19 protein-coding genes, 6 tRNA genes and 3 rRNA genes are annotated in these 24,427 nt (G+C 42.0%); 23 read left to right on the plus strand and 5 right to left on the minus strand.

Annotation, left to right across the window (positions count from 1 at the left end; all coding sequences use genetic code 11):
* Nucleotides 1-59: 59 nt before the first annotated feature.
* The 6 genes from MKX55_RS05835 (at nucleotide 60) to nikC (ending at nucleotide 7,356) form a co-directional block, all read left to right on the plus strand.
* The gene (locus tag MKX55_RS05835; protein ID WP_193065060.1) at nucleotides 60-953 is read left to right on the plus strand and encodes a ribokinase; all 894 of its coding nucleotides are present in this window, start codon (nucleotides 60-62) and stop codon (nucleotides 951-953) included.
* Nucleotides 954-1,358: 405 nt separating this feature from the next.
* Nucleotides 1,359-2,375, plus strand: coding sequence for an ABC transporter ATP-binding protein (locus tag MKX55_RS05840; RefSeq protein ID WP_193065059.1), 1,017 nt, complete (start codon nucleotides 1,359-1,361; stop codon nucleotides 2,373-2,375).
* Complete coding sequence (locus tag MKX55_RS05845; RefSeq protein ID WP_256705817.1) at nucleotides 2,350-3,318, plus strand: dipeptide ABC transporter ATP-binding protein; 969 nt, start codon at nucleotides 2,350-2,352, stop codon at nucleotides 3,316-3,318. The genes MKX55_RS05840 and MKX55_RS05845 overlap by 26 nt, the downstream gene beginning before the upstream one ends.
* 235 nt (nucleotides 3,319-3,553) lie before the next feature.
* Nucleotides 3,554-5,230: an ABC transporter substrate-binding protein gene (locus tag MKX55_RS05850; RefSeq protein ID WP_339236758.1), complete on the plus strand. Its 1,677-nt coding sequence runs from the start codon at nucleotides 3,554-3,556 to the stop codon at nucleotides 5,228-5,230.
* A 174-nt stretch (nucleotides 5,231-5,404) separates the two neighbouring features.
* On the plus strand, nucleotides 5,405-6,406 hold the full coding sequence (locus tag MKX55_RS05855; protein WP_339236760.1) for an ABC transporter permease: 1,002 nt from the start codon (nucleotides 5,405-5,407) through the stop codon (nucleotides 6,404-6,406).
* Between the two features lie 101 nt (nucleotides 6,407-6,507).
* Nucleotides 6,508-7,356, plus strand: a complete 849-nt coding sequence (gene nikC, locus MKX55_RS05860; RefSeq protein WP_339238432.1) for a nickel transporter permease — start codon at nucleotides 6,508-6,510, stop codon at nucleotides 7,354-7,356.
* Between the two features lie 255 nt (nucleotides 7,357-7,611).
* Here the strand turns inward: nikC and MKX55_RS05865 are convergent, their stop codons facing one another.
* Genes MKX55_RS05865 through MKX55_RS05875 form a run of 3 tightly spaced genes read right to left on the minus strand, consistent with a single transcriptional unit; the run spans nucleotide 7,612 to nucleotide 9,450 of the window.
* Nucleotides 7,612-8,583 (minus strand): DUF4097 family beta strand repeat-containing protein, encoded by a 972-nt coding sequence (locus MKX55_RS05865; RefSeq protein ID WP_193065056.1) that lies wholly within the window; start codon nucleotides 8,581-8,583, stop codon nucleotides 7,612-7,614.
* A complete protein-coding gene (locus MKX55_RS05870; protein ID WP_042532505.1) occupies nucleotides 8,580-9,137 on the minus strand; it encodes a DUF1700 domain-containing protein in 558 nt (185 codons plus the stop codon). Before MKX55_RS05870 ends, MKX55_RS05865 begins: the two co-directional genes overlap by 4 nt.
* On the minus strand, nucleotides 9,130-9,450 hold the full coding sequence (locus MKX55_RS05875) for a PadR family transcriptional regulator (RefSeq protein WP_339236764.1): 321 nt from the start codon (nucleotides 9,448-9,450) through the stop codon (nucleotides 9,130-9,132). The genes MKX55_RS05870 and MKX55_RS05875 overlap by 8 nt, the downstream gene beginning before the upstream one ends.
* Before the next feature lie 756 nt (nucleotides 9,451-10,206).
* Between MKX55_RS05875 and MKX55_RS05880 the strand changes: the two genes are divergently transcribed.
* The 7 genes from MKX55_RS05880 (at nucleotide 10,207) to rrf (ending at nucleotide 15,736) form a co-directional block, all read left to right on the plus strand.
* Nucleotides 10,207-10,283, plus strand: a tRNA-Arg gene (locus tag MKX55_RS05880).
* Nucleotide 10,284: 1 nt separating this feature from the next.
* A tRNA-Pro gene (locus MKX55_RS05885) sits at nucleotides 10,285-10,361 on the plus strand.
* A gap of 21 nt (nucleotides 10,362-10,382) precedes the next feature.
* Nucleotides 10,383-10,456 (plus strand) — tRNA-Gly (locus MKX55_RS05890).
* Nucleotides 10,457-10,465: 9 nt separating this feature from the next.
* A tRNA-Ile gene (locus tag MKX55_RS05895) sits at nucleotides 10,466-10,539 on the plus strand.
* A gap of 199 nt (nucleotides 10,540-10,738) precedes the next feature.
* A 16S ribosomal RNA gene (locus MKX55_RS05900) occupies nucleotides 10,739-12,300 on the plus strand.
* A gap of 257 nt (nucleotides 12,301-12,557) precedes the next feature.
* A 23S ribosomal RNA gene (locus MKX55_RS05905) occupies nucleotides 12,558-15,479 on the plus strand.
* A 141-nt stretch (nucleotides 15,480-15,620) separates the two neighbouring features.
* Nucleotides 15,621-15,736: ribosomal RNA gene (gene rrf, locus MKX55_RS05910) — 5S ribosomal RNA — on the plus strand.
* Together the 16S, 23S and 5S rRNA genes with 4 tRNA genes alongside form the textbook arrangement of a ribosomal RNA operon.
* A gap of 181 nt (nucleotides 15,737-15,917) precedes the next feature.
* On the opposite strand, the gene MKX55_RS05915 is transcribed toward rrf, so the two are convergent.
* Complete coding sequence (locus tag MKX55_RS05915; protein ID WP_339236766.1) at nucleotides 15,918-16,475, minus strand: DUF1697 domain-containing protein; 558 nt, start codon at nucleotides 16,473-16,475, stop codon at nucleotides 15,918-15,920.
* 195 nt (nucleotides 16,476-16,670) lie between these two features.
* On the opposite strand from MKX55_RS05915, the gene MKX55_RS05920 reads away from it, so the two are divergent.
* Together MKX55_RS05920 and yidC are read left to right on the plus strand one after the other, a co-directional pair.
* Complete coding sequence (locus MKX55_RS05920; RefSeq protein ID WP_339183202.1) at nucleotides 16,671-17,045, plus strand: hypothetical protein; 375 nt, start codon at nucleotides 16,671-16,673, stop codon at nucleotides 17,043-17,045.
* Nucleotides 16,991-17,773: a membrane protein insertase YidC gene (yidC, locus tag MKX55_RS05925; RefSeq protein WP_339236768.1), complete on the plus strand. Its 783-nt coding sequence runs from the start codon at nucleotides 16,991-16,993 to the stop codon at nucleotides 17,771-17,773. Before MKX55_RS05920 ends, yidC begins: the two co-directional genes overlap by 55 nt.
* A 160-nt stretch (nucleotides 17,774-17,933) precedes the next feature.
* On the opposite strand, the gene MKX55_RS05930 is transcribed toward yidC, so the two are convergent.
* Nucleotides 17,934-18,710, minus strand: coding sequence for a hypothetical protein (locus tag MKX55_RS05930; protein ID WP_339236770.1), 777 nt, complete (start codon nucleotides 18,708-18,710; stop codon nucleotides 17,934-17,936).
* 301 nt (nucleotides 18,711-19,011) lie between these two features.
* On the opposite strand from MKX55_RS05930, the gene MKX55_RS05935 reads away from it, so the two are divergent.
* From MKX55_RS05935 to MKX55_RS05970, 8 genes are all read left to right on the plus strand, one after another.
* A tRNA-Met gene (locus MKX55_RS05935) sits at nucleotides 19,012-19,088 on the plus strand.
* Nucleotides 19,089-19,141: 53 nt separating this feature from the next.
* Nucleotides 19,142-19,218, plus strand: a tRNA-Asp gene (locus tag MKX55_RS05940).
* A 214-nt stretch (nucleotides 19,219-19,432) separates the two neighbouring features.
* Nucleotides 19,433-20,392 carry a thiamine-phosphate kinase gene (thiL, locus tag MKX55_RS05945; protein ID WP_339236773.1) on the plus strand — a complete coding sequence of 320 codons (960 nt, stop codon included), beginning with the start codon at nucleotides 19,433-19,435 and terminating at the stop codon, nucleotides 20,390-20,392.
* A gap of 12 nt (nucleotides 20,393-20,404) precedes the next feature.
* Entirely contained in the window at nucleotides 20,405-20,851 is a 447-nt protein-coding gene (gene tsaE, locus MKX55_RS05950; RefSeq protein WP_193065292.1) for a tRNA (adenosine(37)-N6)-threonylcarbamoyltransferase complex ATPase subunit type 1 TsaE, read from the plus strand.
* A 10-nt stretch (nucleotides 20,852-20,861) separates the two neighbouring features.
* Nucleotides 20,862-21,566, plus strand: coding sequence for a tRNA (adenosine(37)-N6)-threonylcarbamoyltransferase complex dimerization subunit type 1 TsaB (gene tsaB / locus MKX55_RS05955; RefSeq protein ID WP_339236775.1), 705 nt, complete (start codon nucleotides 20,862-20,864; stop codon nucleotides 21,564-21,566).
* Nucleotides 21,530-22,012, plus strand: coding sequence for a ribosomal protein S18-alanine N-acetyltransferase (gene rimI, locus MKX55_RS05960; RefSeq protein WP_332094330.1), 483 nt, complete (start codon nucleotides 21,530-21,532; stop codon nucleotides 22,010-22,012). The genes tsaB and rimI overlap by 37 nt, the downstream gene beginning before the upstream one ends.
* On the plus strand, nucleotides 22,009-23,019 hold the full coding sequence (gene tsaD / locus MKX55_RS05965; RefSeq protein WP_339236778.1) for a tRNA (adenosine(37)-N6)-threonylcarbamoyltransferase complex transferase subunit TsaD: 1,011 nt from the start codon (nucleotides 22,009-22,011) through the stop codon (nucleotides 23,017-23,019). Before rimI ends, tsaD begins: the two co-directional genes overlap by 4 nt.
* A gap of 161 nt (nucleotides 23,020-23,180) precedes the next feature.
* Nucleotides 23,181-24,353 carry an FtsW/RodA/SpoVE family cell cycle protein gene (locus MKX55_RS05970; protein WP_193065295.1) on the plus strand — a complete coding sequence of 391 codons (1,173 nt, stop codon included), beginning with the start codon at nucleotides 23,181-23,183 and terminating at the stop codon, nucleotides 24,351-24,353.
* The last annotated feature ends 74 nt before the right edge of the window (nucleotides 24,354-24,427 follow it).

Below are 24,427 nucleotides of genomic sequence, written 5' to 3' on the forward strand. Positions count from 1 at the left end.
AGTCTTTCATTTCGTTTATCCGCCCTAACGAGGAAGTTTTGATACGAGGAGTGAATGAGATGAAAAGAAGTCCAAGAGTCTGTGTTGTTGGAAGCATCAATATGGACATGGTGACAACAACAGATAAAGTACCTGAACAGGGGGAAACGGTTCTTGGTGAATCGTTTACAACCTATCCCGGCGGCAAAGGAGCAAACCAAGCGATTGCAGCAGCCAGACTGGGAGCAGATGTTGTTATGGTAGGAGCCGTTGGTGAGGATGCTTTTGGAAAAAGCTTAAAAGAACGTTTCCGAAACGAAGGTGCAGATAACGAAGCAATTATTGCCGTTCCTCATGAATCTACCGGCGTTGCCTCCATTATTGTTTCGGACGGGGATAATCGAATTATTGTTGCCCCGGGTGCCAATAAATATGTCACACCTGATCTGATACAAGAGAAACAAGATATAATTCTGTCCAGCGATATTATTTTAATGCAATTTGAAATACCGATGGAAACCATTGAATTTACGGTAAACCTTGCGTATGAGCATCAGATTCCTGTAGTTATTAATCCGGCGCCATTTGCTGATATTTCAGAGACAGTGGCAGAGAAGGCAGCATTTTTAACACCTAATAATTTGGAACTCTCGGAAATGAAGCAGTCGATAGATACTTCCTTGATAAAAGGGAAAATCATTGAAACAAGAGGAGAGCATGGTGTTGTATTTACCCTGTCAGATGGAGAAGAGAAAAAAGTTCCTTCCTTTAAAGCAGAGGTGAAAGATACGACCGGAGCAGGAGATACGTTTAATGGTGCTTTTGTTACGGAATATGCAAAAGAAAAGAATATTGAAAAAGCCATTCTGTTTGCGAATGCAGCCGCATCATTGGCAGTAGAAAAACGCGGTGCGCAGGAAGGGATGCCTGCCAGGGCAGCAGTTGTCCAAAGAATGCAGGAAGCAGACAGGTAAGCGAAAATTTCAATCGATTGAGTGAAAAAGAATAGAGGTTATTTTCTTCTATGGAAGAAGCGATCATCGAGCTGTTTAGTGTAAAATGCTGACAGCTTTTTTTGACAGTTAAAAAAGTATAAACTTTCCTACTGCATAAGTGTAACTAAGGTTGTCATCTAAAGGCGTGGTGACAGCCAAGTTTTCTAATGTGTAAATAAAGATATTAATTTTATTTTTTGAAAACGCTTGCAAAAACATCTTTTTTCAGTATAATTAGTGATAGCAATATTCCAAAAAGTATAAATAATTCCACGAGTTTGAACAACTTCAAATTTTTATTAATTCATTTATCAAATTTTCATTCCTTATAGAGAGCTAAATAAATGTCGTTTTACTTTATAAATGAGAACGGGAGGAACACGAATGGCAGAAATCGTCCTCGAACTAAAAGAGCTGCATACCCATTTTTTTACGGAGAGCGGAGAAATACCTGCTGTCAACGGCGTAAGTATTAAAGTCCATAAGGGGGAGGTCGTCGGGATTGTTGGAGAATCAGGCAGCGGAAAAAGTGTCACTTCACTTTCGGTAATGAAGCTGATTCCCAGCCCGCCAGGAAAAATTGTAAGCGGGGAAATGAATTTTAAAGGAGAAAATCTTGTAAAAGCTTCCGAGAAACGAATGAAAAAGCTGCGGGGAAATGAAATATCCATGATCTTCCAAGAACCAATGACATCTCTCAACCCATTATTTACAATAGGGAATCAGCTTATTGAAGCGATTCGGCTGCATCAAAAAATAACAAAAAAAGAAGCACGAAAAAAAGCGGTCGATATGCTGCAGCTTGTTGGCATACCCAGAGCGGACGAGGTTGCAGGGGAGTACCCGCATCAGTTATCCGGCGGGATGAGGCAGCGGGTGATGATTGCGATGGCGATGTCCTGTGATCCGGAATTATTGATTGCAGACGAGCCCACCACGGCGCTTGATGTAACGATTCAAGCGCAAATCTTAGATTTAATGCGAAATTTAAATAAGGAAGAAGATACAGCTATTTTGCTGATTACGCACGATTTAGGCGTTGTTGCGGAAATCTGCGACAGAGTAGTGGTGATGTACGCCGGACAAATAGTTGAAGAAGGGACAACCAGAGAAATATTAAAAGACCCCGAGCATCCCTACACGCAAGGACTGATTAAGTCACTTCCTAACATGCATGAAAGAGAACAGCAATTATATTCCATTCCAGGTGTGGTGCCGAAGCCAAAAATGAACAGCGTCGGATGTCATTTTGCGCCAAGATGCGAATTTGCTTTTGAACGTTGTTTTCAGGAGAATCCAGGTCTTTATGCTTTGGGTAATCAACGTCAGAGCAGATGCTTTTTACATGAGGATACAGAAGGGAAGGTAAAAAAGCATGCAAAAGCCGATATTGGAAGTTGATGGTCTGAAGAAATATTTTGATATTAAAGGTGGACCTATAGGGAGAAAAGTCGGCGAGGTAAAGGCGGTCGATGATGTATCTTTTACGGTGATGGAAGGGGAAATCCTGGGTATCGTAGGAGAATCAGGCTGTGGAAAATCCACCACAGGAAAGTCCATTTTGCGCCTGATTGAACCGACAGAAGGCAAAGTGAAATTTCAGGATCAGGATATAACCAGCTTAACGAACAGCGAAATGCGCCGTTTGCGAAAAGATATGCAAATTATATTTCAGGACCCTTACGCTTCTCTGAATCCGAGGCATACGGTAGAAAAAATAATTAGTGAGCCATTGCTGGTGCATGGAATGACATCTGCAAAGCAGCGGCTGGACAGAGTAGGCGAACTTTTAGAAGTAGTAGGCTTGAGTCCTTATCATGCGAAAAGATATCCGCATCAATTCAGCGGAGGGCAAAGGCAGCGGATCGGCATCGCGAGGGCGCTTGCCAACAATCCTAAACTGGTTATATGCGATGAGCCGGTTTCCGCATTGGATGTATCGATTCAATCACAAATACTTAATTTAATGGAAAAACTGCGGGATGAATTTAACTTGACTTATATTTTTATTGCGCATGATTTAAGTGTGGTCAAGCATATCAGTGATCGCATCGGTGTGATGTATTTAGGGAGAATGGTTGAGCTTACAGAGAAAAACAAGCTCTATGATAATCCGAAACACCCTTATACGCAGGCGCTGCTTTCTGCCGTGCCGCTTCCTGATCCAGATATGCCGAGGAACAGGATTATTTTGAAGGGGGATGTACCAAGTCCTGCCAACCCGCCTTCTGGGTGTGCTTTTCATACAAGGTGTCCGCAAGCGATGGATATCTGCAAAGAAGTAAGGCCGGCTTTTCAGCCTGTGGAAGATAATCATTTTGTTGCCTGTCATTTATATAAATAAACGGGATGACAAAATATGAATCTTATAAAACGAAACTTCATGCAGCGGGAGGTTTTTCTTCTGCATGGGACAGCAATTACTCGTTCCATCGAAAATCGCTGTGAGTGGATTGATCCAGGGAGTTAGCGGCCGTGAATTACCGCCTGAACAAATTTATTTTTACTTTTTATTTTGAAGCGGGAGTTTTACGGACGATTCTTCATGATAAATTAACAAAATATGAGGGGGGAAAGCAATGAAGTTGAAGTTTTCAATTTTTATTGTCTGGCTGCTTGCCATTTTCTTGGTACTGGCAGCATGTTCAGGTGATGGCGGACAAAATGGGGGAGAATCGGAAGAAGGCAGTGATCCAGATGCTGCAGAAGAAGCAGAAGCGGATACTGGAGATGCGGAAGGAGATCAGGTGTTGATATTCGCCCGGGGCGGAGATTCAGAAAGTCTTGACCCGGCAAGCACCACGGATGGAGAATCCTCACGTATTACCAAGCAAATTTACGAAAGCCTTTTGGAATTTGATAAGGAGTCCTTTGAAGTTCTGCCTGGACTAGCCCATGACTGGGAGGTTTCTGAGGATGGGTTAAGCTATACTTTCTATTTAGAGGAGGGCGTAACCTTCCATGATGGAACAGAGTTTAACGCCGAGGCAGTCAAGGTCAATTTTGAACGCTGGGCAGATCCTGATCATGAGTATGCTTTTGCTGATGACGGCTATGTCTATTCCATGTACGGTACGATGTTTGGCGGGTTTCTAGGTGATGAGAATCATGTTGTTGAAGAGATCAATGTAGTAAATGATCATGAAATCGAATTTGTGTTAAGCCAGCCTCTGGGATTCTTCCTGCAGAATATGGCGATGACTTATTTTCCGATTACTTCCCCGGCGGCACTGGAGGAATATGGTCCAGCCATTAACGAAAATCCTGTTGGGACAGGACCATTTGAATTTGTCAGCTGGGCAAAAGATGATTCCATTGTACTTGATAAATTTGATGATTATCGTATAGAGGGACTTCCAAAGCTCGATCGCGTTGTATTTGAAGTCATTCCAGATAATGCTGCCCGTTTGATTGCGCTGCGTTCTGGTGAAATCGACATTATGGATGGATTGAATCCAGATGATGCAGCAGGCGTGGAAGCGGATGAAGGGCTGGAGCTTTATGAGCGGGCTGAGAATAATATTGGCTATGTAGGGTTTAATGTTCAAAAAGAGCCGTTCGATAATAAAGATTTAAGACATGCAGTCAGTCATGCCATCGATAAAGAGGCTATTGCAGAGGCTTTATATGCTGGCTATGCGACTCCTGCGTCCGTTCCGCTACCGCCTAGCTATATGGGATATAACGATGAAGTAGAGAGCTTTGAGTACGATCCGGACAGAGCTAGGGAACTGTTGGAGGATGCCGGTTATGCAGATGGATTGGAAATCGAATTATGGACGATGCCTGTAGCTAGACCGTACATGCCTGATCCAGAGACCGTTTCGGAAATTATTCAGAATAACCTGGAGGAAGTAGGTATTACCGTTACGATTGTCAGAGAAGAGTGGGCTCCATACTTGGAAAAAACAATGAATGGAGAACATCAAATGTATATGCTGGGCTGGTCAGGAACAAATGGAGATCCGGATTACTTCCTTAGCAGCTTATTGCATGGAGATAATGTCGGCAGCAGCAACCGGGAATTCTATGATAATGATGAAGTGGATGAATTTTTAAATCAAGCGAAATTATCCATTGATCAGGATGAACGGGCGTCCTTTTACCAGCAGGCACAGGAACTTATTGCTGATGACGCACCAATGGTTCCATTAGTGCATTCCAGACCGGTGCTTGCCACAACGAATGCTGTAGAAAATTATGTGCCACATCCATCGACAAGTGAATCATTGGCGGAAGTAGAGCTAGCGAATTAATTAGCAGTAAATGAAGGAGACTCTTTTGCCAGTCAAAGTCCTGTCCTCTTCCTGCAATCAGCAGGTAGCAATCATAATGGTATTTCTGATTCATTGGAAAAAGAGGCCAGGATTTTATTGGAGGGGTCTCCTGTTTTACATTTCACATACATAAATAAGAATAGAGGTGAAATAATGGTTTCCTATATTATCCGACGCTTATTAATGATGATTCCCGTGTTGATTGGAATGACATTAATCACCTTCTCCATTGTTCATTTGATTCCAGGAAACCCGGCGCAGGTGATACTCGGAGAAACCGCTAACCAAACAGCCATCGAAAATTTGGAAGAAAGCATGGGACTGAATGAGCCTTATCTGACGCAATATGGAATATATGTCAAAGACCTGCTGCAAGGGGATTTGGGAACTTCTCTGCGCTCTAATGCGGAAATATCTACAGAAATCTGGCCGTATATCGCTGCTACATTTGAATTAACTATTTTCGCTATGCTTTTTGCTATTTTTATAGGAGTCAATGCAGGCATTATCAGCGCTTGGAAACAGAATTCCTGGTTTGACTTTCTTGCGATGTTATTTGCTTTAATTGGCGTTTCTATACCTGTTTTTTGGCTTGCGCTAATGGAGCAATGGATTTTCGCGCAGGAACTTGGATGGTTTCCGGCTTATGGCAGGCAGGACAACAGGGACCCGATTGCTCCTATAACTTATTTATATGTACTTGATTCTTTCATTCATTTGGATTTTTCCAGAGCAGGGACGATTTTGAAGCATTTAGTCCTGCCTAGTATCGCGCTTGGTACCATTCCGATGGCAATTATAGCAAGAATGACGAGGTCCAGTATGCTGGAGGTGATGAAGTCGGATTATATTCGGACAGTACGTGCAAAAGGCTCTGGACAATTTCTTGTTATATACAAGCATGCCTTAAAAAATGCATTGATACCGGTGTTAACGGTTATTGGCTTACAGACTGGTGTTTTATTAGGCGGAGCTATTTTAACCGAAACGATTTTCAGCTGGCCCGGTATAGGGAGGTATGTATTTGAAGCAATAAGCTATCGGGATTACCCGGTAATTCAATCTGGCATTTTGGTTGTTGCATTTATTTTTGTCATCATTAACCTTGTTGTAGATATTCTATATAAAATCATTGATCCAAGGATTAATTATTAAGGGGGGAAGCTGTGATGAAATTGGATGAACGAAAGCCGGAAGAAATCGAACAGCAAATAACCACCCCCGTTAATAGAGGCGACCAGACGGATGTGGAACAGATGGAAACCGTCTCGCCTTGGAGAGATGCATGGAGGCGCTTGAGAAAAAATCGTTTTGCAATGGCTGGTATGATTATTATTCTCTTTTTTCTTATACTTGCGCTTATTGCGCCGCTTCTTACTTCCTACTCGTATTATGAACAAAACCTGGCGAACCGGCTGCTGCCTCCTTCTGGCGAGCATTGGATGGGGACCGATGATTTGGGGAGAGATATACTTACCAGAATAGCATATGGAGCAAGGGTTTCGTTGCAGGTTGGCTTTTTTGCAGTAATAGGTGCTCTGGTTTTTGGGACATTTCTTGGAATTATTGCCGGCTATTTCGGCCGCTGGGTGGATATGATTATCTCCAGAATATTTGATATTCTGCTGGCCTTCCCAAGTATTTTACTTGCAATTGCCATTGTTGCTATTCTTGGTGCTTCTTTGCAAAATGCATTGATTGCGATTGCCATTATTAATATACCTATATTCGGAAGGATTGTGCGCTCCCGAGTAATTAGTTTACGGGCAGAGGAGTACATTATGGCTGCTAAGGCACAGGGAATGAAGAATGGCAGAATTATTTTTCATCATATTTTACCGAATAGCATCACGCCGATTATTGTGCAGGCAACGCTTGGATTTGGAACTGCCATATTGGAAGCGGCAGCACTTGGTTTCCTCGGACTCGGCGCCCAACCTCCGACACCGGAATGGGGGCAAATGCTTGCCAGTTCCAGAGAGTTTATTCAGCTGGCCCCATGGACGCTTATTATGCCAGGAGTTTCTATTATGCTTGTTGTTCTTGGTTTTAACTTGGTTGGGGATGGCTTGCGCGATGTCCTGGATCCTAAAATGAGGAATTGATGCTGCTGTTTGCTCGTGTTTGTTTAAGAACGATGCTTGGTAATGTGTAAAGCAGAAGTATTTTATGACAGGCATTATGTTATCGTTTTTGCTATATATAAGCTGCCTTTGAGAAGAATGTTTATGCGGAGAACCGTTCGTAAAACTCTCACTGAGTGAAATTTCGTTTTATAAAAAGTATAATAAAAGCCCTCCTCTGCTCTAGAAAATGTGACTTTCCTAGCAGAGGAGGGCTTTTATTTAAACTGAGCAGTTCTATTCAATGTTGATTCCGCCATTACTTGTACGTGCTTTAATCAGTGTTTCTCCATCACCGTACGTGACATCCCAATCCTTTGAATCGAATACACGAATTCTTCCGTTATTCGTCCGTAAATCGAAGGTGGCATTTTCAGGCTTCTGTTCAGAAATAATCGTGATTTTTCCATTACTGGTTTGCAGGTCCATTGGAGTATCGAAGCTTTCAGTATCGATATGGATAGCTGCGTTATTCGTTTTGGCTTTCATTTCCCCGGAAATATCTTGCGCTTCTACTTTTCCATTTGTAGTTTCCACATTCGTATTTCCTTGTATAGAAGCAAGCTCGATTTTTCCGTTATTCGTATTTGCTGTTACCTCACCAACGATATTTTCTAAAGTAATCTTCCCGTTGGAGGTGTTTAAATTAGTATCGCCCTGCACATTTTGAAGTTCTATCTTTCCATTAGATGATTGTATATCGAGGAAGGAAGTTTCTATGTTCTCTCCTTCGATTTTTCCATTGCTTGTATGAAGCTGTAACGCATCGATTTGTAAATCAGCAGCATTTATTTTGCTATTCGTTGTTTTTACTTCCATTTTCTCCATCATGTCATCAGGAACAAAAATATCTAATGCAGCATTTGAATGAAACATAAAATCGAAATCAAAGAAGGGAAAGGAGGTTTCTTTGATTTGAATCGTTAGCTTTTCTCCATTAACTGAGGTGCTGAGTTCTTGCGTTTCACTCTTTCTCCCCGTTGTCGTATATTCAGCGATTGGCTCTTCGACATGAGCCGGCTGGAGACGGATTTGTGTATTTTCTGCATCGACTTCAATCTCAGTAATTTCATCAGCATCGAAAGGGATAGATTCTGATTCTTCATTGAAAGCAGATTCCTTGTAAGAGGAAAAAGTAGCAGCCATCCCGATAATTCCAATAAGAAGCAGGATAACAGCTAAAATAATAATTCGTTTTACATTTATCATGAATGGCTTTCTCCTTTCGCCAGGCGGACATTGAACCCGATATATTTAGAAAATAGACGGATAAAAGCATTTGTAATATAATTTGCAGCTATAAAAATGAATAATCCAGAACCGGCAAATGTAATGGAAGTAAATAATTCAAATAAATAAAATGATTCAGGGTGGATAATCCATTGCACGCCCGCTATCAGCAATTGGGCAACAAAAGAAAAAGCAGTTACCCATGCAGCCAGAATAATTCCGGCAATACCCACAGAAGGACCAAGGACAATAATCAGATTGAAGAAAAAGAGTCCTATGATGATGCCTGTTCTCCGGAGGTGACTCTGTTCACTATGATTTACTTGCACTTTTTCAAATTGCTGCGTGGATTGTAGTTCATTCGCAATCTGCTGTGGAGAACCCAGAGAGCGAACTATTTCCTCATCCGTTTTTCCTTCTGCTCTTCCCATTTCAAAATGTTCTTCAAAGTCTTGAATGATTTCTTCTTGTTCTTGTGACGATAAGTCTTGTAAATAAACCGTGAGTTCCTTTAAAAAGTCTAACTTATTCATTACTTTCCTCCTTCATTAACGAATCAACGCCTCGTGTAAAATTCTCGTATGCTTCTTTAAGCTCCAGGAGATAACCTTTGCCTTCATCCGTTAAATGATAATATTTTCTGCTTGGTCCTTCTGTAGACTCTTTAAGATAGGTTGTAGAGTACCCCTGTTTCAATATCCGGCGTAATACGGGATAAACCGATCCTTCTGATATTTCAATTTTATTCGTAATTCGTTTAATCAATTCATAGCCATAGAAATCTTGCTTATCAAGGAGCACTAGTACACAAAGTTCAAGAACCCCTTTTTTAAATTGTGCATTCAATAAAGTCACCTTCTTTATAGGTAAGCTGATAAAAACGAACCTTCATTCAGCGAGTGTTTTACGGACAATGCTCCGTGATAAAACCAACTATAGCATGTTGTTCAGTACTATTCAATAACAAGTAGTGATTTAATTATCTTATTATAGAAAGGAATTTGATGTGATAGATTTTTTATCGCAGTGTAACTGGCTTTAGGGCACTTCGTTTAAGGAAAAAGAATACCCCGTTTTTAAACAGAAAACTTTACAGCCGGTAATCGTCCTCTCCATTTCAAATAGAAACGACCTTGATGGGGCGAGTAATCGCAGTCCCAACGGTCTTGACGGGACGAGTTACTGCGCTTTTGGTCTCAAATAAGGCATTTTCTGAAAAACTAGTATTAAAAAATAAAAGATTTTCAAATCTTCCTTTAACGAATGCCAAGTTTTCGTTAAAAGTTTGTAGAAGAACCAGGGGGGAGAAATTAATATCTATATATAGAAGAAAGCTGAAACAATGAATGGAGAGCAAGTGACTTCGCTGCGATGGGGAACAGAAGTTATCTATATTAATGAGAGAACAAGAGCTTATATTTAAAAGAATAGTTAGATTATAATTTTTTGGGGATTTCTTCTTGCAACAATGAAAAGGACATGCTATAGTATTAAAAGTCGATTGATTGCACGAGCGATTGAGAGATTGATTGAAAAGTATATTTAAAAAAGTAATTGCATCGATTTAAAAGATGTGTTATTATATAAAAGTTCGCTTATAAAGCGCCTGTAGCTCAATTGGATAGAGCGTTTGACTACGGATCAAGAGGTTAGGGGTTCGACTCCTCTCAGGCGCGCCATCGGGAAGTAGCTCAGCTTGGTAGAGCACTTGGTTTGGGACCAAGGGGTCGCAGGTTCGAATCCTGTCTTCCCGACCAGAAGCTTTTTAATTTTGACAAGCGGGTGTAGTTTAGTGGTAAAACCTCAGCCTTCCAAGCTGATGATGAGGGTTCGATTCCCTTCACCCGCTCCATAGAATTATGGGCCTGTAGCTCAGCTGGTTAGAGCGCACGCCTGATAAGCGTGAGGTCGGTGGTTCGAGTCCACTCAGGCCCACTCAACAACTTCTGTTAAAAAAGTTGTTGACAATGTTTTTGAAACATGGTATATTATTTAGGTCGCTGTTTTTAGAAGCGACAAACAAATTGCTCTTTGAAAACTGAACAAAACAACCAGTACGAAAGAAGAAAAACACCTCGTTTTTCTTAAAAAATAAGTCAGAAGTTGACTTCTGAAAGCTAAAGTTTCAAACACTTTTATGGAGAGTTTGATCTTGGCTCAGGACGAACGCTGGCGGCGTGCCTAATACATGCAAGTCGAGCGCGGGAAGCGAACGGAACTCTTCGGAGGGAAGTTCGTGGAACGAGCGGCGGACGGGTGAGTAACACGTAGGCAACCTGCCTGTAAGACTGGGATAACTCGCGGAAACGCGAGCTAATACCGGATAACACTTTCTATCACCTGATGGAAAGTTGAAAGGCGGCTTTTGCTGTCACTTACAGATGGGCCTGCGGCGCATTAGCTAGTTGGTGAGGTAACGGCTCACCAAGGCGACGATGCGTAGCCGACCTGAGAGGGTGATCGGCCACACTGGGACTGAGACACGGCCCAGACTCCTACGGGAGGCAGCAGTAGGGAATCTTCCGCAATGGACGAAAGTCTGACGGAGCAACGCCGCGTGAGTGATGAAGGTTTTCGGATCGTAAAACTCTGTTGTCAGGGAAGAACAAGTATGATAGTAACTGATCGTACCTTGACGGTACCTGACCAGAAAGCCACGGCTAACTACGTGCCAGCAGCCGCGGTAATACGTAGGTGGCAAGCGTTGTCCGGAATTATTGGGCGTAAAGCGCTCGCAGGCGGTTCTTTAAGTCTGATGTGAAATCTTGCGGCTCAACCGCAAACGTGCATTGGAAACTGGAGGACTTGAGTGCAGAAGAGGAGAGTGGAATTCCACGTGTAGCGGTGAAATGCGTAGAGATGTGGAGGAACACCAGTGGCGAAGGCGACTCTCTGGTCTGTAACTGACGCTGAGGAGCGAAAGCGTGGGGAGCGAACAGGATTAGATACCCTGGTAGTCCACGCCGTAAACGATGAGTGCTAGGTGTTAGGGGGTTTCCGCCCCTTAGTGCTGAAGTTAACGCATTAAGCACTCCGCCTGGGGAGTACGGCCGCAAGGCTGAAACTCAAAAGAATTGACGGGGACCCGCACAAGCGGTGGAGCATGTGGTTTAATTCGAAGCAACGCGAAGAACCTTACCAGGTCTTGACATCCTTTGACCACTCTAGAGATAGAGTTTTCCCTTCGGGGACAAAGTGACAGGTGGTGCATGGTTGTCGTCAGCTCGTGTCGTGAGATGTTGGGTTAAGTCCCGCAACGAGCGCAACCCTTAATCTTAGTTGCCAGCATTCAGTTGGGCACTCTAAGGTGACTGCCGGTGACAAACCGGAGGAAGGTGGGGATGACGTCAAATCATCATGCCCCTTATGACCTGGGCTACACACGTGCTACAATGGACGGAACAAAGGGAAGCGAACCCGCGAGGTCCAGCAAATCCCATAAAACCGTTCTCAGTTCGGATTGCAGGCTGCAACTCGCCTGCATGAAGCCGGAATCGCTAGTAATCGCGGATCAGCATGCCGCGGTGAATACGTTCCCGGGTCTTGTACACACCGCCCGTCACACCACGAGAGTTCGTAACACCCGAAGTCGGTGAGGTAACCTTTTGGAGCCAGCCGCCGAAGGTGGGACGAATGATTGGGGTGAAGTCGTAACAAGGTAGCCGTATCGGAAGGTGCGGCTGGATCACCTCCTTTCTAAGGATATATAACGGAATCGTACTTGGTTGTTTGGTTCAGTTTTGAGAGAGCAATTCTCTCAAGCAAGGAACTTCTGTTAAAAGCGTCACGTCCGTGTGACAACACAGAAGTCACCACATCCGTGTGGAAGTTTGTACCTTGAAAACTAAATAAGAGTAACAACGACATCAAACTTTAGAAATAAGGCAAAAAGCTATTGATATAGCGACACAACTGATTACATTCTGTAATCAGCCATCTTATTCAAAAACTTTAGTTAAGTGAATAAGGGCGCACGGTGGATGCCTTGGCACTAGGAGCCGATGAAGGACGGGACTAACACCGATATGCCTCGGGGAGTTGTAAGTAAACGTTATATCCGAGGATTTCCGAATGGGGGAACCCACTGTTCGTAATGGAACAGTACATCTATCTGAATACATAGGATAGGTGAGGCAGACCCGGGGAACTGAAACATCTCAGTACCTGGAGGAAGAGAAAGAAACATCGATTTCCTGAGTAGCGGCGAGCGAAACGGAAAGAGCCCAAACCAAGAAGCTTGCTTCTTGGGGTTGTAGGACATTCCATTGGAGTGACAAAGAAATTCTTTAGATGAATCGATCTGGAAAGGTCAGCCAAAGAGGGTAACAGCCCTGTAATCGAAAAAGAATTTCCTCCGGAGTGTATCCTGAGTACGGCGGAACACGTGGAATTCCGTCGGAATCCGGGAGGACCATCTCCCAAGGCTAAATACTCCCTAGTGACCGATAGTGAACCAGTACCGTGAGGGAAAGGTGAAAAGCACCCCGGGAGGGGAGTGAAATAGAACCTGAAACCGTGTGCCTACAAGTAGTCGAAGCCCGTTAATGGGTGACGGCGTACCTTTTGTAGAATGGACCGGCGAGTTACGATCGTATGCAAGGTTAAGTGGAAGACACGGAGCCGTAGCGAAAGCGAGTCTGAACAGGGCGAATGAGTATGCGGTCGTAGACCCGAAACTGTGTGATCTACCCATGTCCAGGGTGAAGGTCAGGTAACACTGACTGGAGGCCCGAACCCACGTATGTTGAAAAATGCGGGGATGAGGTGTGGGTAGCGGTGAAATTCCAATCGAACACAGAGATAGCTGGTTCTCTCCGAAATAGCTTTAGGGCTAGCCTCAAGATAGAGAGTACTGGAGGTAGAGCACTGATTGGACTAGGGGCCCCTACCGGGTTACCGAATTCAGTCAAACTCCGAATGCCAGTTACTTACACTTGGGAGTCAGACTATGGGTGATAAGGTTCATAGTCGAAAGGGAAACAGCCCAGACCGCCAGCTAAGGTCCCAAAGTATACGTTAAGTGGAAAAGGATGTGGCGTTGCACAGACAACCAGGATGTTGGCTTAGAAGCAGCCATCATTGAAAGAGTGCGTAATAGCTCACTGGTCGAGTGACGCTGCGCCGAAAATGTACCGGGGCTAAACGTATCACCGAAGCTGCGGATTGTTCTTACGAACAATGGTAGGAGAGCGTTCAAAGTGCAGTGAAGTCAGACCGTGAGGACTGGTGGAGCGCTTTGAAGTGAGAATGCCGGTATGAGTAGCGAAAAAAGAGTGAGAATCTCTTTCACCGAATGCCTAAGGTTTCCTGAGGAAGGCTCGTCCTCTCAGGGTTAGTCGGGACCTAAGCCGAGGCCGACAGGCGTAGGCGATGGACAACAGGTTGATATTCCTGTACCACCTCATGATTGTTTGAGCAATGGGGGGACGCAGGAGGATAAGGAGTGCGCACCGATGGATGTGCGTCCAAGCATGCGAGGAAGTCAGACAGGCAAATCCGTCTGACATGATTCTGAGCTGTGACGGGGAGGGAAATAGAGTACCGAAGTTCCTGATTTCACACTGCCAAGAAAAGCCTCTAGTTAGATCATAGGTGCCCGTACCGCAAACCGACACAGGTAGGCGAGGAGAGAATCCTAAGGTGAGCGGGAGAACTCTCGTTAAGGAACTCGGCAAAATGACCCCGTAACTTCGGGAGAAGGGGTGCTCACTTGTGAGTGAGCCGCAGTGAATAGGCCCAAGCGACTGTTTAGCAAAAACACAGGTCTCTGCGAAGCCGAAAGGCGAAGTATAGGGGCTGACACCTGCCCGGTGCTGGAAGGTTAAGGGGAAGAGTTAGCTCTTCGGAGCGAAGCTTTGAACCGAAGCCCCAGTAAACGGCGGCCGTAACTATAACGGTCCTAAGGTAGCGAAATTCCTTGTCGGGTAAGTTCCGACCCGCACGAAAGGTGCAACGACTTGGGCACTGTCTCAACGAGAGACCCGGTGAAATTATACTATGCGTGAAGATGCGCATTACCCGCGACAGGACGGAAAGACCCCGTGGAGCTTTACTGTAGCCTGATATGGAATGTTTGTGCAGTTTGTACAGGATAGGTGGGAGCCTTTGAAGCGTGAGCGCCAGCTTACGTGGAGGCATCCGTGGGATACCACCCTAACTGTATGACCATTCTAACCCAGGACCGTAATCCGGTTCGGAGACAGTGTCAGGCGGGCAGTTTGACTGGGGCGGTCGCCTCCTAAAAGGTAACGGAGGCGCCCAAAGGTTCCCTCAGAATGGTTGGAAATCATTCGAAGAGTGTAAAGGCAGAAGGGAGCTTGACTGCGAGACCTACAAGTCGAGCAGGGACGAAAGTCGGGCTTAGTGATCCGGTGGTTCCGCATGGAAGGGCCATCGCTCAACGGATAAAAGCTACCCCGGGGATAACAGGCTTATCTCCCCCAAGAGTTCACATCGACGGGGAGGTTTGGCACCTCGATGTCGGCTCATCGCATCCTGGGGCTGTAGTCGGTCCCAAGGGTTGGGCTGTTCGCCCATTAAAGCGGTACGCGAGCTGGGTTCAGAACGTCGTGAGACAGTTCGGTCCCTATCCGTCGTGGGCGTTGGAAGTTTGAGAGGAGCTGTCCTTAGTACGAGAGGACCGGGATGGACACACCGCTGGTGTACCAGTTGTTCCGCCAGGAGCATTGCTGGGTAGCTACGTGTGGTAAGGATAAGTGCTGAAAGCATCTAAGCATGAAGCCCCCCTCAAGATGAAACTTCCCATCACTTTAAGTGAGTAAAATCCCTCAGAGACGATGAGGTTGATAGGTCCGAGGTGGAAGCGTGGCGACACGTGCAGCTGACGGATACTAATCGATTGAGGACTTATCTAAGTTTTTTCATGTCACGTTACTCTTATTTAGTTTTCAGGGTGCAAATTCTTGAAAAAAAGTGTTGCATTTTTATTCTAAAATGCATATAATATAACTTGTCCTTGTTTTTCAGGAAACATCTTCAAGTTACATATTTTATTGTCTGGTGGCGAGAGCGAAGAGGTCACACCTGTTCCCATGCCGAACACAGAAGTTAAGTTCTTCAGCGCCAATGGTAGTTGGGGGCTTCCCCCTGCGAGAGTAGGACGTTGCCAGGCATATTGAAAAAGAGTTAAGCATCATGCTTAGCTCTTTTTTTTTGGATAAGTAAACATGGATACACTAAAGGCAAGTTCAGTATATATCTGAGCTTGCCTGACTTTCTAAAGGTGTTGCAATTACTCGTATAATCGATATTTCGAAGTTTATCAAGTTTAAATATTTTTAACCCTAGTCCCTTTATTCCGTTGCTTTGGACAGTGCCGCCAATTTATTGACTGTTTTCCAATTACGAGTTGTAGATTGAATATCCAGTTTCTGAAGTTGATTTGTCAGTTTAGAGTTGCGGATACTATCAAAAAATAGAAGATAGATTTCTTTGTTTTGAATATGATATTTTTCTTTTTCATTTTGGAATTTTTGTAAACTTACTAAATTATCTTTCGACGGATTGCTTGGAAAAAAAGCTACATAGAGACTCTCTCCTATAGAATCTGCTTCAGCTTTTGTGATCTCTTCTGCAGAGAAGGGACAAGCTTTCATTATCTGTTCCCATTCTTCGGAGGTTCTCAAAATCACAGGAATGGAAAGTTGATAATCTTGCATTATTTTATATTCTATTTCCTCTTTAAGTATTTTTTTCTGTTTATTGGATTGAAATAAGATATTTCCGCTCTGTATATATGTTCGAACATTTTCTAAACCTATTGCTGTAAGAGATTCTCGCAATTCCGCCATCTTCATCTTATTTTTTCCGCCTGCATTAATACCTCGTAATAATGCAATATATCCTGTCATAGCCTGTCAACTCCTTTTATGTGAGTGTAGTCCAGTATTCTTTTTATTATTTTACTCTATTGACTGAAGCAATACAAAAAAGAAACCAATAATAAACTCCCTAGTTCTGTAAGTAGCTGCAGATAGGAAATTGTTTGTTTTTTTGATATAATTATAATCAGCTTAAACATTAATATGTGAAGGAGGTGAGTAAGTATGTTATTGGAATTGTTTAATAATGCGTTGATAGATTCTTCCATCTTTTATATGTATTTTGGTGTTATTTTAATGACAATGGGAATTATGTATTTTGTTAATCTGCATCATAATAATCCAATTATCTATGAATACTCTTTTGGCAGTAAGCATCGCAATATTAAAATTAATATGAACCAAATGGGAAAGACCTTAATTATTAATGAACCCTTTCTGATTTGGCTCATCATCACATTTAAAAGAGTCGACCAAAAAGATGATAAAATGGATAATGTATCCTCTTATTTTAAAAATGAGTTTAAAATAAGAGGAGGAGAATTATGGAAAAACATGGCTTACTCACAGCCTTTAAGAAATATAGACTTTTCATTTTAGTACTATTGCTTGTCTTTGTACTTGCGGGGTGCGGAGGGAATAACGCACCTATTGACAGTTCATCAACAGGGTTTTTTGAGCATTATTTTGTATATCCCTTTTCTCTGTTGATAAAGCAGATTGCTTCTTTATTTCAGGGCAGTTATGGGATTGCTATTGTATTGATTACAATTATTATCCGATTTGTGTTAATGCCGTTCTTTATTCGCCAGTCAAAGAATAGTAAAGACTCGCAAAAGAAAATGGCAGTTATGAAGCCTGAGATGGACGAGATTCAAAAGAAATATAAAGGAAAGAGCAGTACAGAAGATCAGCTAAGTATGCAGAGAGAGCTTAGTGAAGTTTATAAAAAGCATGATTTTAACCCGGTAAAGATGGCTGTAGGATGTTTACCGCTAATCATTCAGATGCCTATTCTTCTGGGATTTTATTATGCTATTATGCGGACTCCGGAAATAGCTGAGCACTCCTTTCTATGGTTTAGTTTAGGAGAAACAGATATTTTATTTGTTGTTTTTGCTGTACTTATTTATTATCTTCAAGCAAGAGTGAGTCTGATTGGTATGGATGAAGTTCAGCGAAAGCAAATGGCAGTTATGAGCTTTATATCTCCGATTATGATTGGAGTGGTCTCCTTAAATGCACCTGCAGCGCTACCTTTGTACTGGGCTGTCGGCGGAATGTTTATGGTTGTACAGACACTGATTATAAAAAAATATGTGCATTAATAAAAGAGACTGGTAAAAGAATATAAAAAATATCAATTTCTTTTCCGTACTGGAGTCAGGTCGATAACATGCTCTGAAAAACGCTTATTTTGTCTAATCTAATAGACAAAATAAGCGTTTTTCTTATACATATTAATCTTTCAAGTATTATCAGATGTATTTATTTGCCTGATATCACTGTCTCAAAGGTTTCAACCTTTTGCTTTGTAGTAAACGACTGCTCGTTCCACTCACTGGCCTGAAATGAATTTTTTCTTGTTTCGATAAGGAGCTGTTCAGAATTTGGACCAACTGTTACATCTTCAAACAATTTTACATCGGTAGTTTCATTATCTTCATTAAACAGTGTTAAATAAATATTTCCGTTATATGGAGTGCTGCCATTATTTCTTATGTAAAAATAATTATCATATGATCTGCCGGTACGTGGCCGCGTTAATGGGTCGTATGATGAGTCAACGAGTGCTACCATCATATTCTTATCTTCATCTATCATTACTCTTTTTGCATTTGGGTTTGCAAATAATTCTTCTTTTGTATCCAGCCTGTTCACATATAAATATTTATGTCCTAAAGGAATTATCCAAGTGAGAAAGAGTAATAAGATGAGAAAGAAAATAGCGGTTATTTGAACAGATACTTTTTGCGTATTTTTAACTCTGCTGAAAATACTGTCAAAAATATACAGGATAACCGTAACGCCTAACAGGATAAAAATCATCGTATTTAAATTTTTTGTATCTGGTAAAATATTCAAATTATAAACATAATAATAATATATATGGCCCGTCGTTGTTAGCAGTATAATAATCATAGCTTCTATTAAATAATAAGAACGTAATCTAAGCTTTTTTTCTTTATAGACTGTGAAAAAAGCATATGCAATAAGTGGAAGTATGATTAGCAAAATCAGAATAAAAAGGGTTAATAAAGTCAATTCAATAATCTCCTTATTTCTTATTTAATACTTTTTGAGACTGAAAATGTCACATATTAACAAATTATATCAGATGCTGCTTTGAATGATAATAGCTGTTTTAAAGAAAACCTATCTTCAGCTTGTAAACAATATGTAATCATTCTCCAAAATAGTTATAGATAATGATTATGTTGGTTTAACTTATAGATAAGCAAATAAATATGAAAAAGTTTTAAAAAGGTATTGCATTATTCTCTAAAAAGAGATATAATAAATCTTGTCCTTAAATAAAGGCATTGAAAAAATTAATTATTCACATCGCGGGGTGGAGCAGTCTGGCAGCTCGTTGGGCTCATAACCCAAAGGTCGCAGGTTCAAATCCTGCCCCCGCAACCAAATAAGATCCAGATTCACCATCGAAGTACTGGATAAGAGAGAGTACATACTTAGGTCCGGTAGTTCAGTTGGTTAGAATGCCTGCCTGTCACGCAGGAGGTCGCGGGTTCGAGTCCCGTCCGGACCGCCATGATTTAAAAAAAATAGTAATCAGCAACACATGGTTTCCGATGAGAAACATGTGTTTTTTTAATGCCATAAATGAAGCAAGCATGCTTAGGTATTTGAAAATAAGGAAAACGTGCCGTCGGAATAAATTACACTGATTTGCATGACATAAATTTTTATTTTTTGCTGTTGATTTGCTATGATAAATAGTAGAAAATAAAGGAATTGGTGATAGCATGGATGAATTTTCATTTATTAACGCCATTAAACCAAATACATATAATCAACCTGCATTGATTAAAGGAATCGGGGACGATGCTGCTGTTTTTCGCAGCACATCTGATATTGTCACCACGGTAGATACGTTTGTGGAAAATATCCATTTTTCCTTAGAAACGATGGCCCCCTTTCATATTGGGTATCGTATACTGGCTGCAAATATTAGTGATTTAGCAGCTATGGGAGCAGAGCCTGCCTTTTATTTGGTGTCGATGTGCATCCCGAAAAACTGGAAACAATCAGCGTTAGAGGAGATTTATCAAGGAATGCATGAATTGGCATCGATGTATCAAATGGACTTGATTGGCGGAGATACGGTGTCGAGTGAACGTTTGATGATCTCGATTACAGCAATGGGTTACGTGCCAGAGAATAAAGCAAGATACAGAAGCCATGCAGAGCCAAATGATATTGTTTTTGCGACTGGAACCTTAGGAGATTCCAGAGCAGGGTTAGAGATCCTGTTGCAGGGGCAGAAATGTGATGATAAGGATTACTATATCGAACGTCACCGCTTGCCGACTCCGAGAGTAGCATTGGCATTAGGATTACGGGAGATAGACCGCGTGGCTTTAAATGATATAAGCGATGGCATTTCAAGTGAAGCAAATGAAATAGCAGAGGCTTCCAATGTAGAGCTTACAATTATAGAAGAAAAAATTCCTGTTTCTAACAGTTTTCAACAGTTTTCCAAAGAGCAGCAGTATGACTGGAAGCTGTCAGGAGGAGAAGACTTTGAGCTCCTAGGGACTGTATCAGAGGTGCATTGGCCGGAAGTACAGGAAATTGCTGCCCAGACAGATACGCTTATCCAGCAGATTGGCTATGTCTGTGAAGCAGAAGAGGCATGTGTTCTCATTCAGACGCATGGAGAGACGAAAAAATTAATGAAAAGTGGATATACACATTTAAAGTAGGTGAATGCGTTGATGCAGAGGCTATTAAAAACAGAAAAAGATACACAGGATTTTGCATACCGGCTGGCGGAAAAATTACAGCCGAACGATGTTTTGACGCTTGAAGGCCAATTAGGTGTCGGGAAAACGACGTTTACAAAAGGTCTGGCACAGGGATTAGATATCAAGCGGAATATCAGCAGTCCGACTTTTACAATTGTAAAGGAATACCGCGGGCGTTTGCCGCTTTATCATATGGATGTGTATCGTTTGGAAAATTCGATGGAGGATATCGGTTTTGATGACTATTTCTTTGGAGATGGTGTCACTGTGATTGAATGGGCAAGCTTTATTGAAGATTTTCTTCCAAAGGAACGGCTGGATATCAAACTGCATTATACAGAAGATGCGGATCAGCGTGAAATAACACTTACTCCTTTCGGGGAGCATTTTGAACAAGTTGTCAAAGCATTAAGTTAGGAGTTTTTTTATGAAAATACTTGCGATGGATACTTCCAATCAGGTTTTAAGTGTGGCATTATTAGAAGATAAACAAATAATCGGTGAAATCACTACGAATATTGCTAAGAATCATTCCGTACGTTTAATGCCGGCAGTGGAAAAGCTGATGCAGGATGTACATATCACTCCATCTGAATTAGACCGGATTGTCGTTGCGAAAGGACCTGGTTCTTTTACAGGCGTTCGAATTGGTCTGGCTACAGCAAAAACAATGGCCTGGGCGTTAAATATACCGGTTATCGGTGTCTCGAGCTTGGAAGCATTCGCTTACCAGGGGATTTTATTTGATGGAATCATTTGTCCGTTTTTTAATGCCAGACGCGGTTTAGTTTATACCGGGGCGTATCGATGGAAAAATGGAAAGCTTGAAACAGTAATAGAAGAAGAAAATATTTTAATGACAGAATGGCTGGCAAAGCTGAAAGAAACAGGAGAAAATGTCTTGTTCTTAAGCCAGGATATCGATGCATTTAAAGAAGTTATTAAAGAGCATTTACAGGATAAGGCTGTGATTGCTGATTCGTCATTCCAGCTGCCGAGAGCAGCCCACTTGGCTTTATTGGGAAGAGAAAGAGAAGCTGATTCTGTACATGCACTCGTTCCGAACTACCTTCGTTTGGCTGAGGCAGAAGCAAATTGGCAAAAACAGCAGAAGGAACAAGCAGATTCATGAGTGAGCTTGTTATTCGTCAGATGAATCTGGAGGATGTTCCGGGAGTAATGGAAGTGGAAGAAGCTGCTTTTACAGGACCGTGGGATGCAGAGATTTTTCATAAAGAGCTGTGTGAAAATGATCATGCTTATTATTTTGTAGCCTGCCTGGAGGACAGGATTGTCGGCTATATTGGATCATGGGTTGTATTTGAAGATGGACAGATTACCAATTTTGCTGTTCATCCCGATATGCGCGGGCGCAAAATCGGGGAAAAGCTATTTAGATATGTTACGACATTTATGACCGGTAACGGGGTAGAGCGTCTCTCCTTGGAGGTTCGTGTTTCAAATACCGTTGCACAATCTCTATATAAGAAATTCGGGCTTGTACCTGGCGGGATTAGAAAGCATTATTACACGGATAATTTTGAAGATGCTATTGTAATGTGGGTGAATTTAAAATGAAAAACGATACAGTGATATTAGGTATAGAAACAAGCTGTGATGAAACGGCTGCATCGATTGTAAAGAATGGACGTGAAATACTTTCAAATGTGGTTGCTTCCCAAATTGAAAGCCATAAGCGATTTGGCGGTGTGGTTCCTGAAATAGCTTCCAGACATCATGTCGAGCAAATGACGATGGTTTTAGAGGAAGCAGTGAATCAGGCGGACGTAACCTGGGAGGATATCGATGCAATTGCAGTCACAGAAGGGCCGGGCTTAGTAGGCGCCCTTCTTGTCGGGGTTAATGCTGCGAAAGCTCTTGCCTTTGCAAAAAATAAGCCGCTTATTGGTGTCCATCATATTGCCGGGCATATTTATGCGAACCGTTTAGAAAATGAATTTGCTTTTCCGTTATTGGCCCTGATTGTTTCTGGAGGGCATACGGAGCTGGTTATCATGAAAGATCATTATGATTATGAATTAATTGGTGAAACAAGAGATGATGCAGCTGGAGAAGCTTACGATAAAGTAGCCAGAATGCTGAAGCTTCCTTATCCAGGGGGTCCGCAAATTGACCGTTTAAGCACAGAAGGGGAGCCGACGATTGACTTCCCGCGTGCGTGGCTGGAGGAAGGGAGCTATGACTTTAGCTTCAGCGGCTTAAAGTCAGCAGTTATCAATACGCTCCATAACGCTGAACAACGTGGGGAAACCCTTAATTCCGCAGATGTTGCTGCGAGCTTTCAACAAAGTGTGGTTGACGTATTGACTGAAAAAACATACCGGGCAGCACAGGAATATAAGGTGAAGCAGGTCATTGTTGCGGGCGGTGTTGCAGCGAATAAAGGCTTGCGGCAAAGCTTGAAAAATCGTTTTAATCATACAGATACGGAATTGTACATTCCACCGATTCATTTATGTACAGATAACGCCGCTATGATTGCAGCGGCCGGAACGATTTTGTATGAAAAAGAAAAATTTGAAGCACTTGATTTAAACGCAAATCCTTCTTTAATGTTAGAATAGAAATAGTAAATAATGAAAGCTTGTGATTTGCAAGAATGCAGATTGATTTTTATGTAACATAATGGATTATGTTGAAATTATCATTAATGATAACAGCTTATCTTGTAAGGTTGGCTCATGAAAATCAAGGGTAGCGACAGGAGAAATTTGGTGGGAATCCGATGAATAAAAAACAAAATTATTATTTTCAAACCGATTTAATCTTATTATTGATTGCTTTCGCAATAATAAGCTTTCTGGCCGTGTATAATGCACAGCAGCTGGAACAATATAGTACAAACTTTCTGATACGGCAAATGCTCTTTTACGCAATTGGAGTCGGTATGATTGCTGCTATTCAGTTTTTAGACTTAGAGCAGTTATATAAAACAAGTCTCTATATTTATATAGGCGGGGTTGTGCTGCTGGCGCTTATCCCTATCAGTCCAGACTTTATTGCGAGAGAAATAAACGGTGCGAAAAGCTGGTATACCTTTATACCAGGATTGACGCTGCAGCCGGCAGAGTTCGTTAAGATATCAACTATCTTATTTTTATCGGCAGTCATCAGCAAACATAAAGAAAAATTTGAAGTAAGTACGTTTAAGACAGATATACAGCTTCTTGGCAAGCTATTACTGTATACAGCTATTCCGGTATTTTTAATTATGCTGCAGCCGGATTTCGGTACGGCCATGGTATATTTATTTATTGCCGGCATGCTGATTATTTTATCCGGGATTAATTGGAGAATCATTTTTTCTCTAATTATTGTAGGAGTTGCTGTTATAGCCAGTGCTTTATTTATTGTCATTGAGTTCCCGGGATTTGCGGAAGAAACAATTGGAGTAAAGCCGTATCAAATTGACCGTGTAATGACGTGGTTTGACCCGTCACAGCAGTCACCAGATGCTAATTATCACTTTGAACGCTCACATATGGCGCTCGGGTCAGGGCAGTTATTTGGTAAAGGGTTAGGAAGCGTGGAAGTAAATTATCCGGAAGCCCAGACTGATTTTATCTTCTCTGTTATTGGAGAAAGCTTTGGTTTTGTCGGCAGCGCTTTTGTTGTTCTGCTTTATTTTATGCTTTTATATAAACTGGTAACGCTCGGCTTAAATATTTATAAGCATTCGCCATTTGGAGCTTATTTCTGCTTTGGTTTTTTGAGCTTGATGCTTGTTCACGTCTTTCAAAACATCGGTATGACAGTAGGAATCATGCCAGTTACGGGGATTCCTTTGCTTCTGATAAGCTACGGAGGAAGCTCGGTGATGTCGACAATGCTGGGCATGGCGGTCATTTATCGCGTTGCTGTGGAAGAAACGATACAGAACGACTATTTATTTAAATAAAAGGATGTTCAAAAAAGGTTGGCATCAGGAACAAAATTTTGAACATGTAATTAAAACAGAAAGAAGTGCTTGGA

This window comes from Oceanobacillus sp. FSL W7-1281 (assembly GCF_037969835.1).
GTDB lineage: Bacteria > Bacillota > Bacilli > Bacillales > Amphibacillaceae > Oceanobacillus > Oceanobacillus oncorhynchi.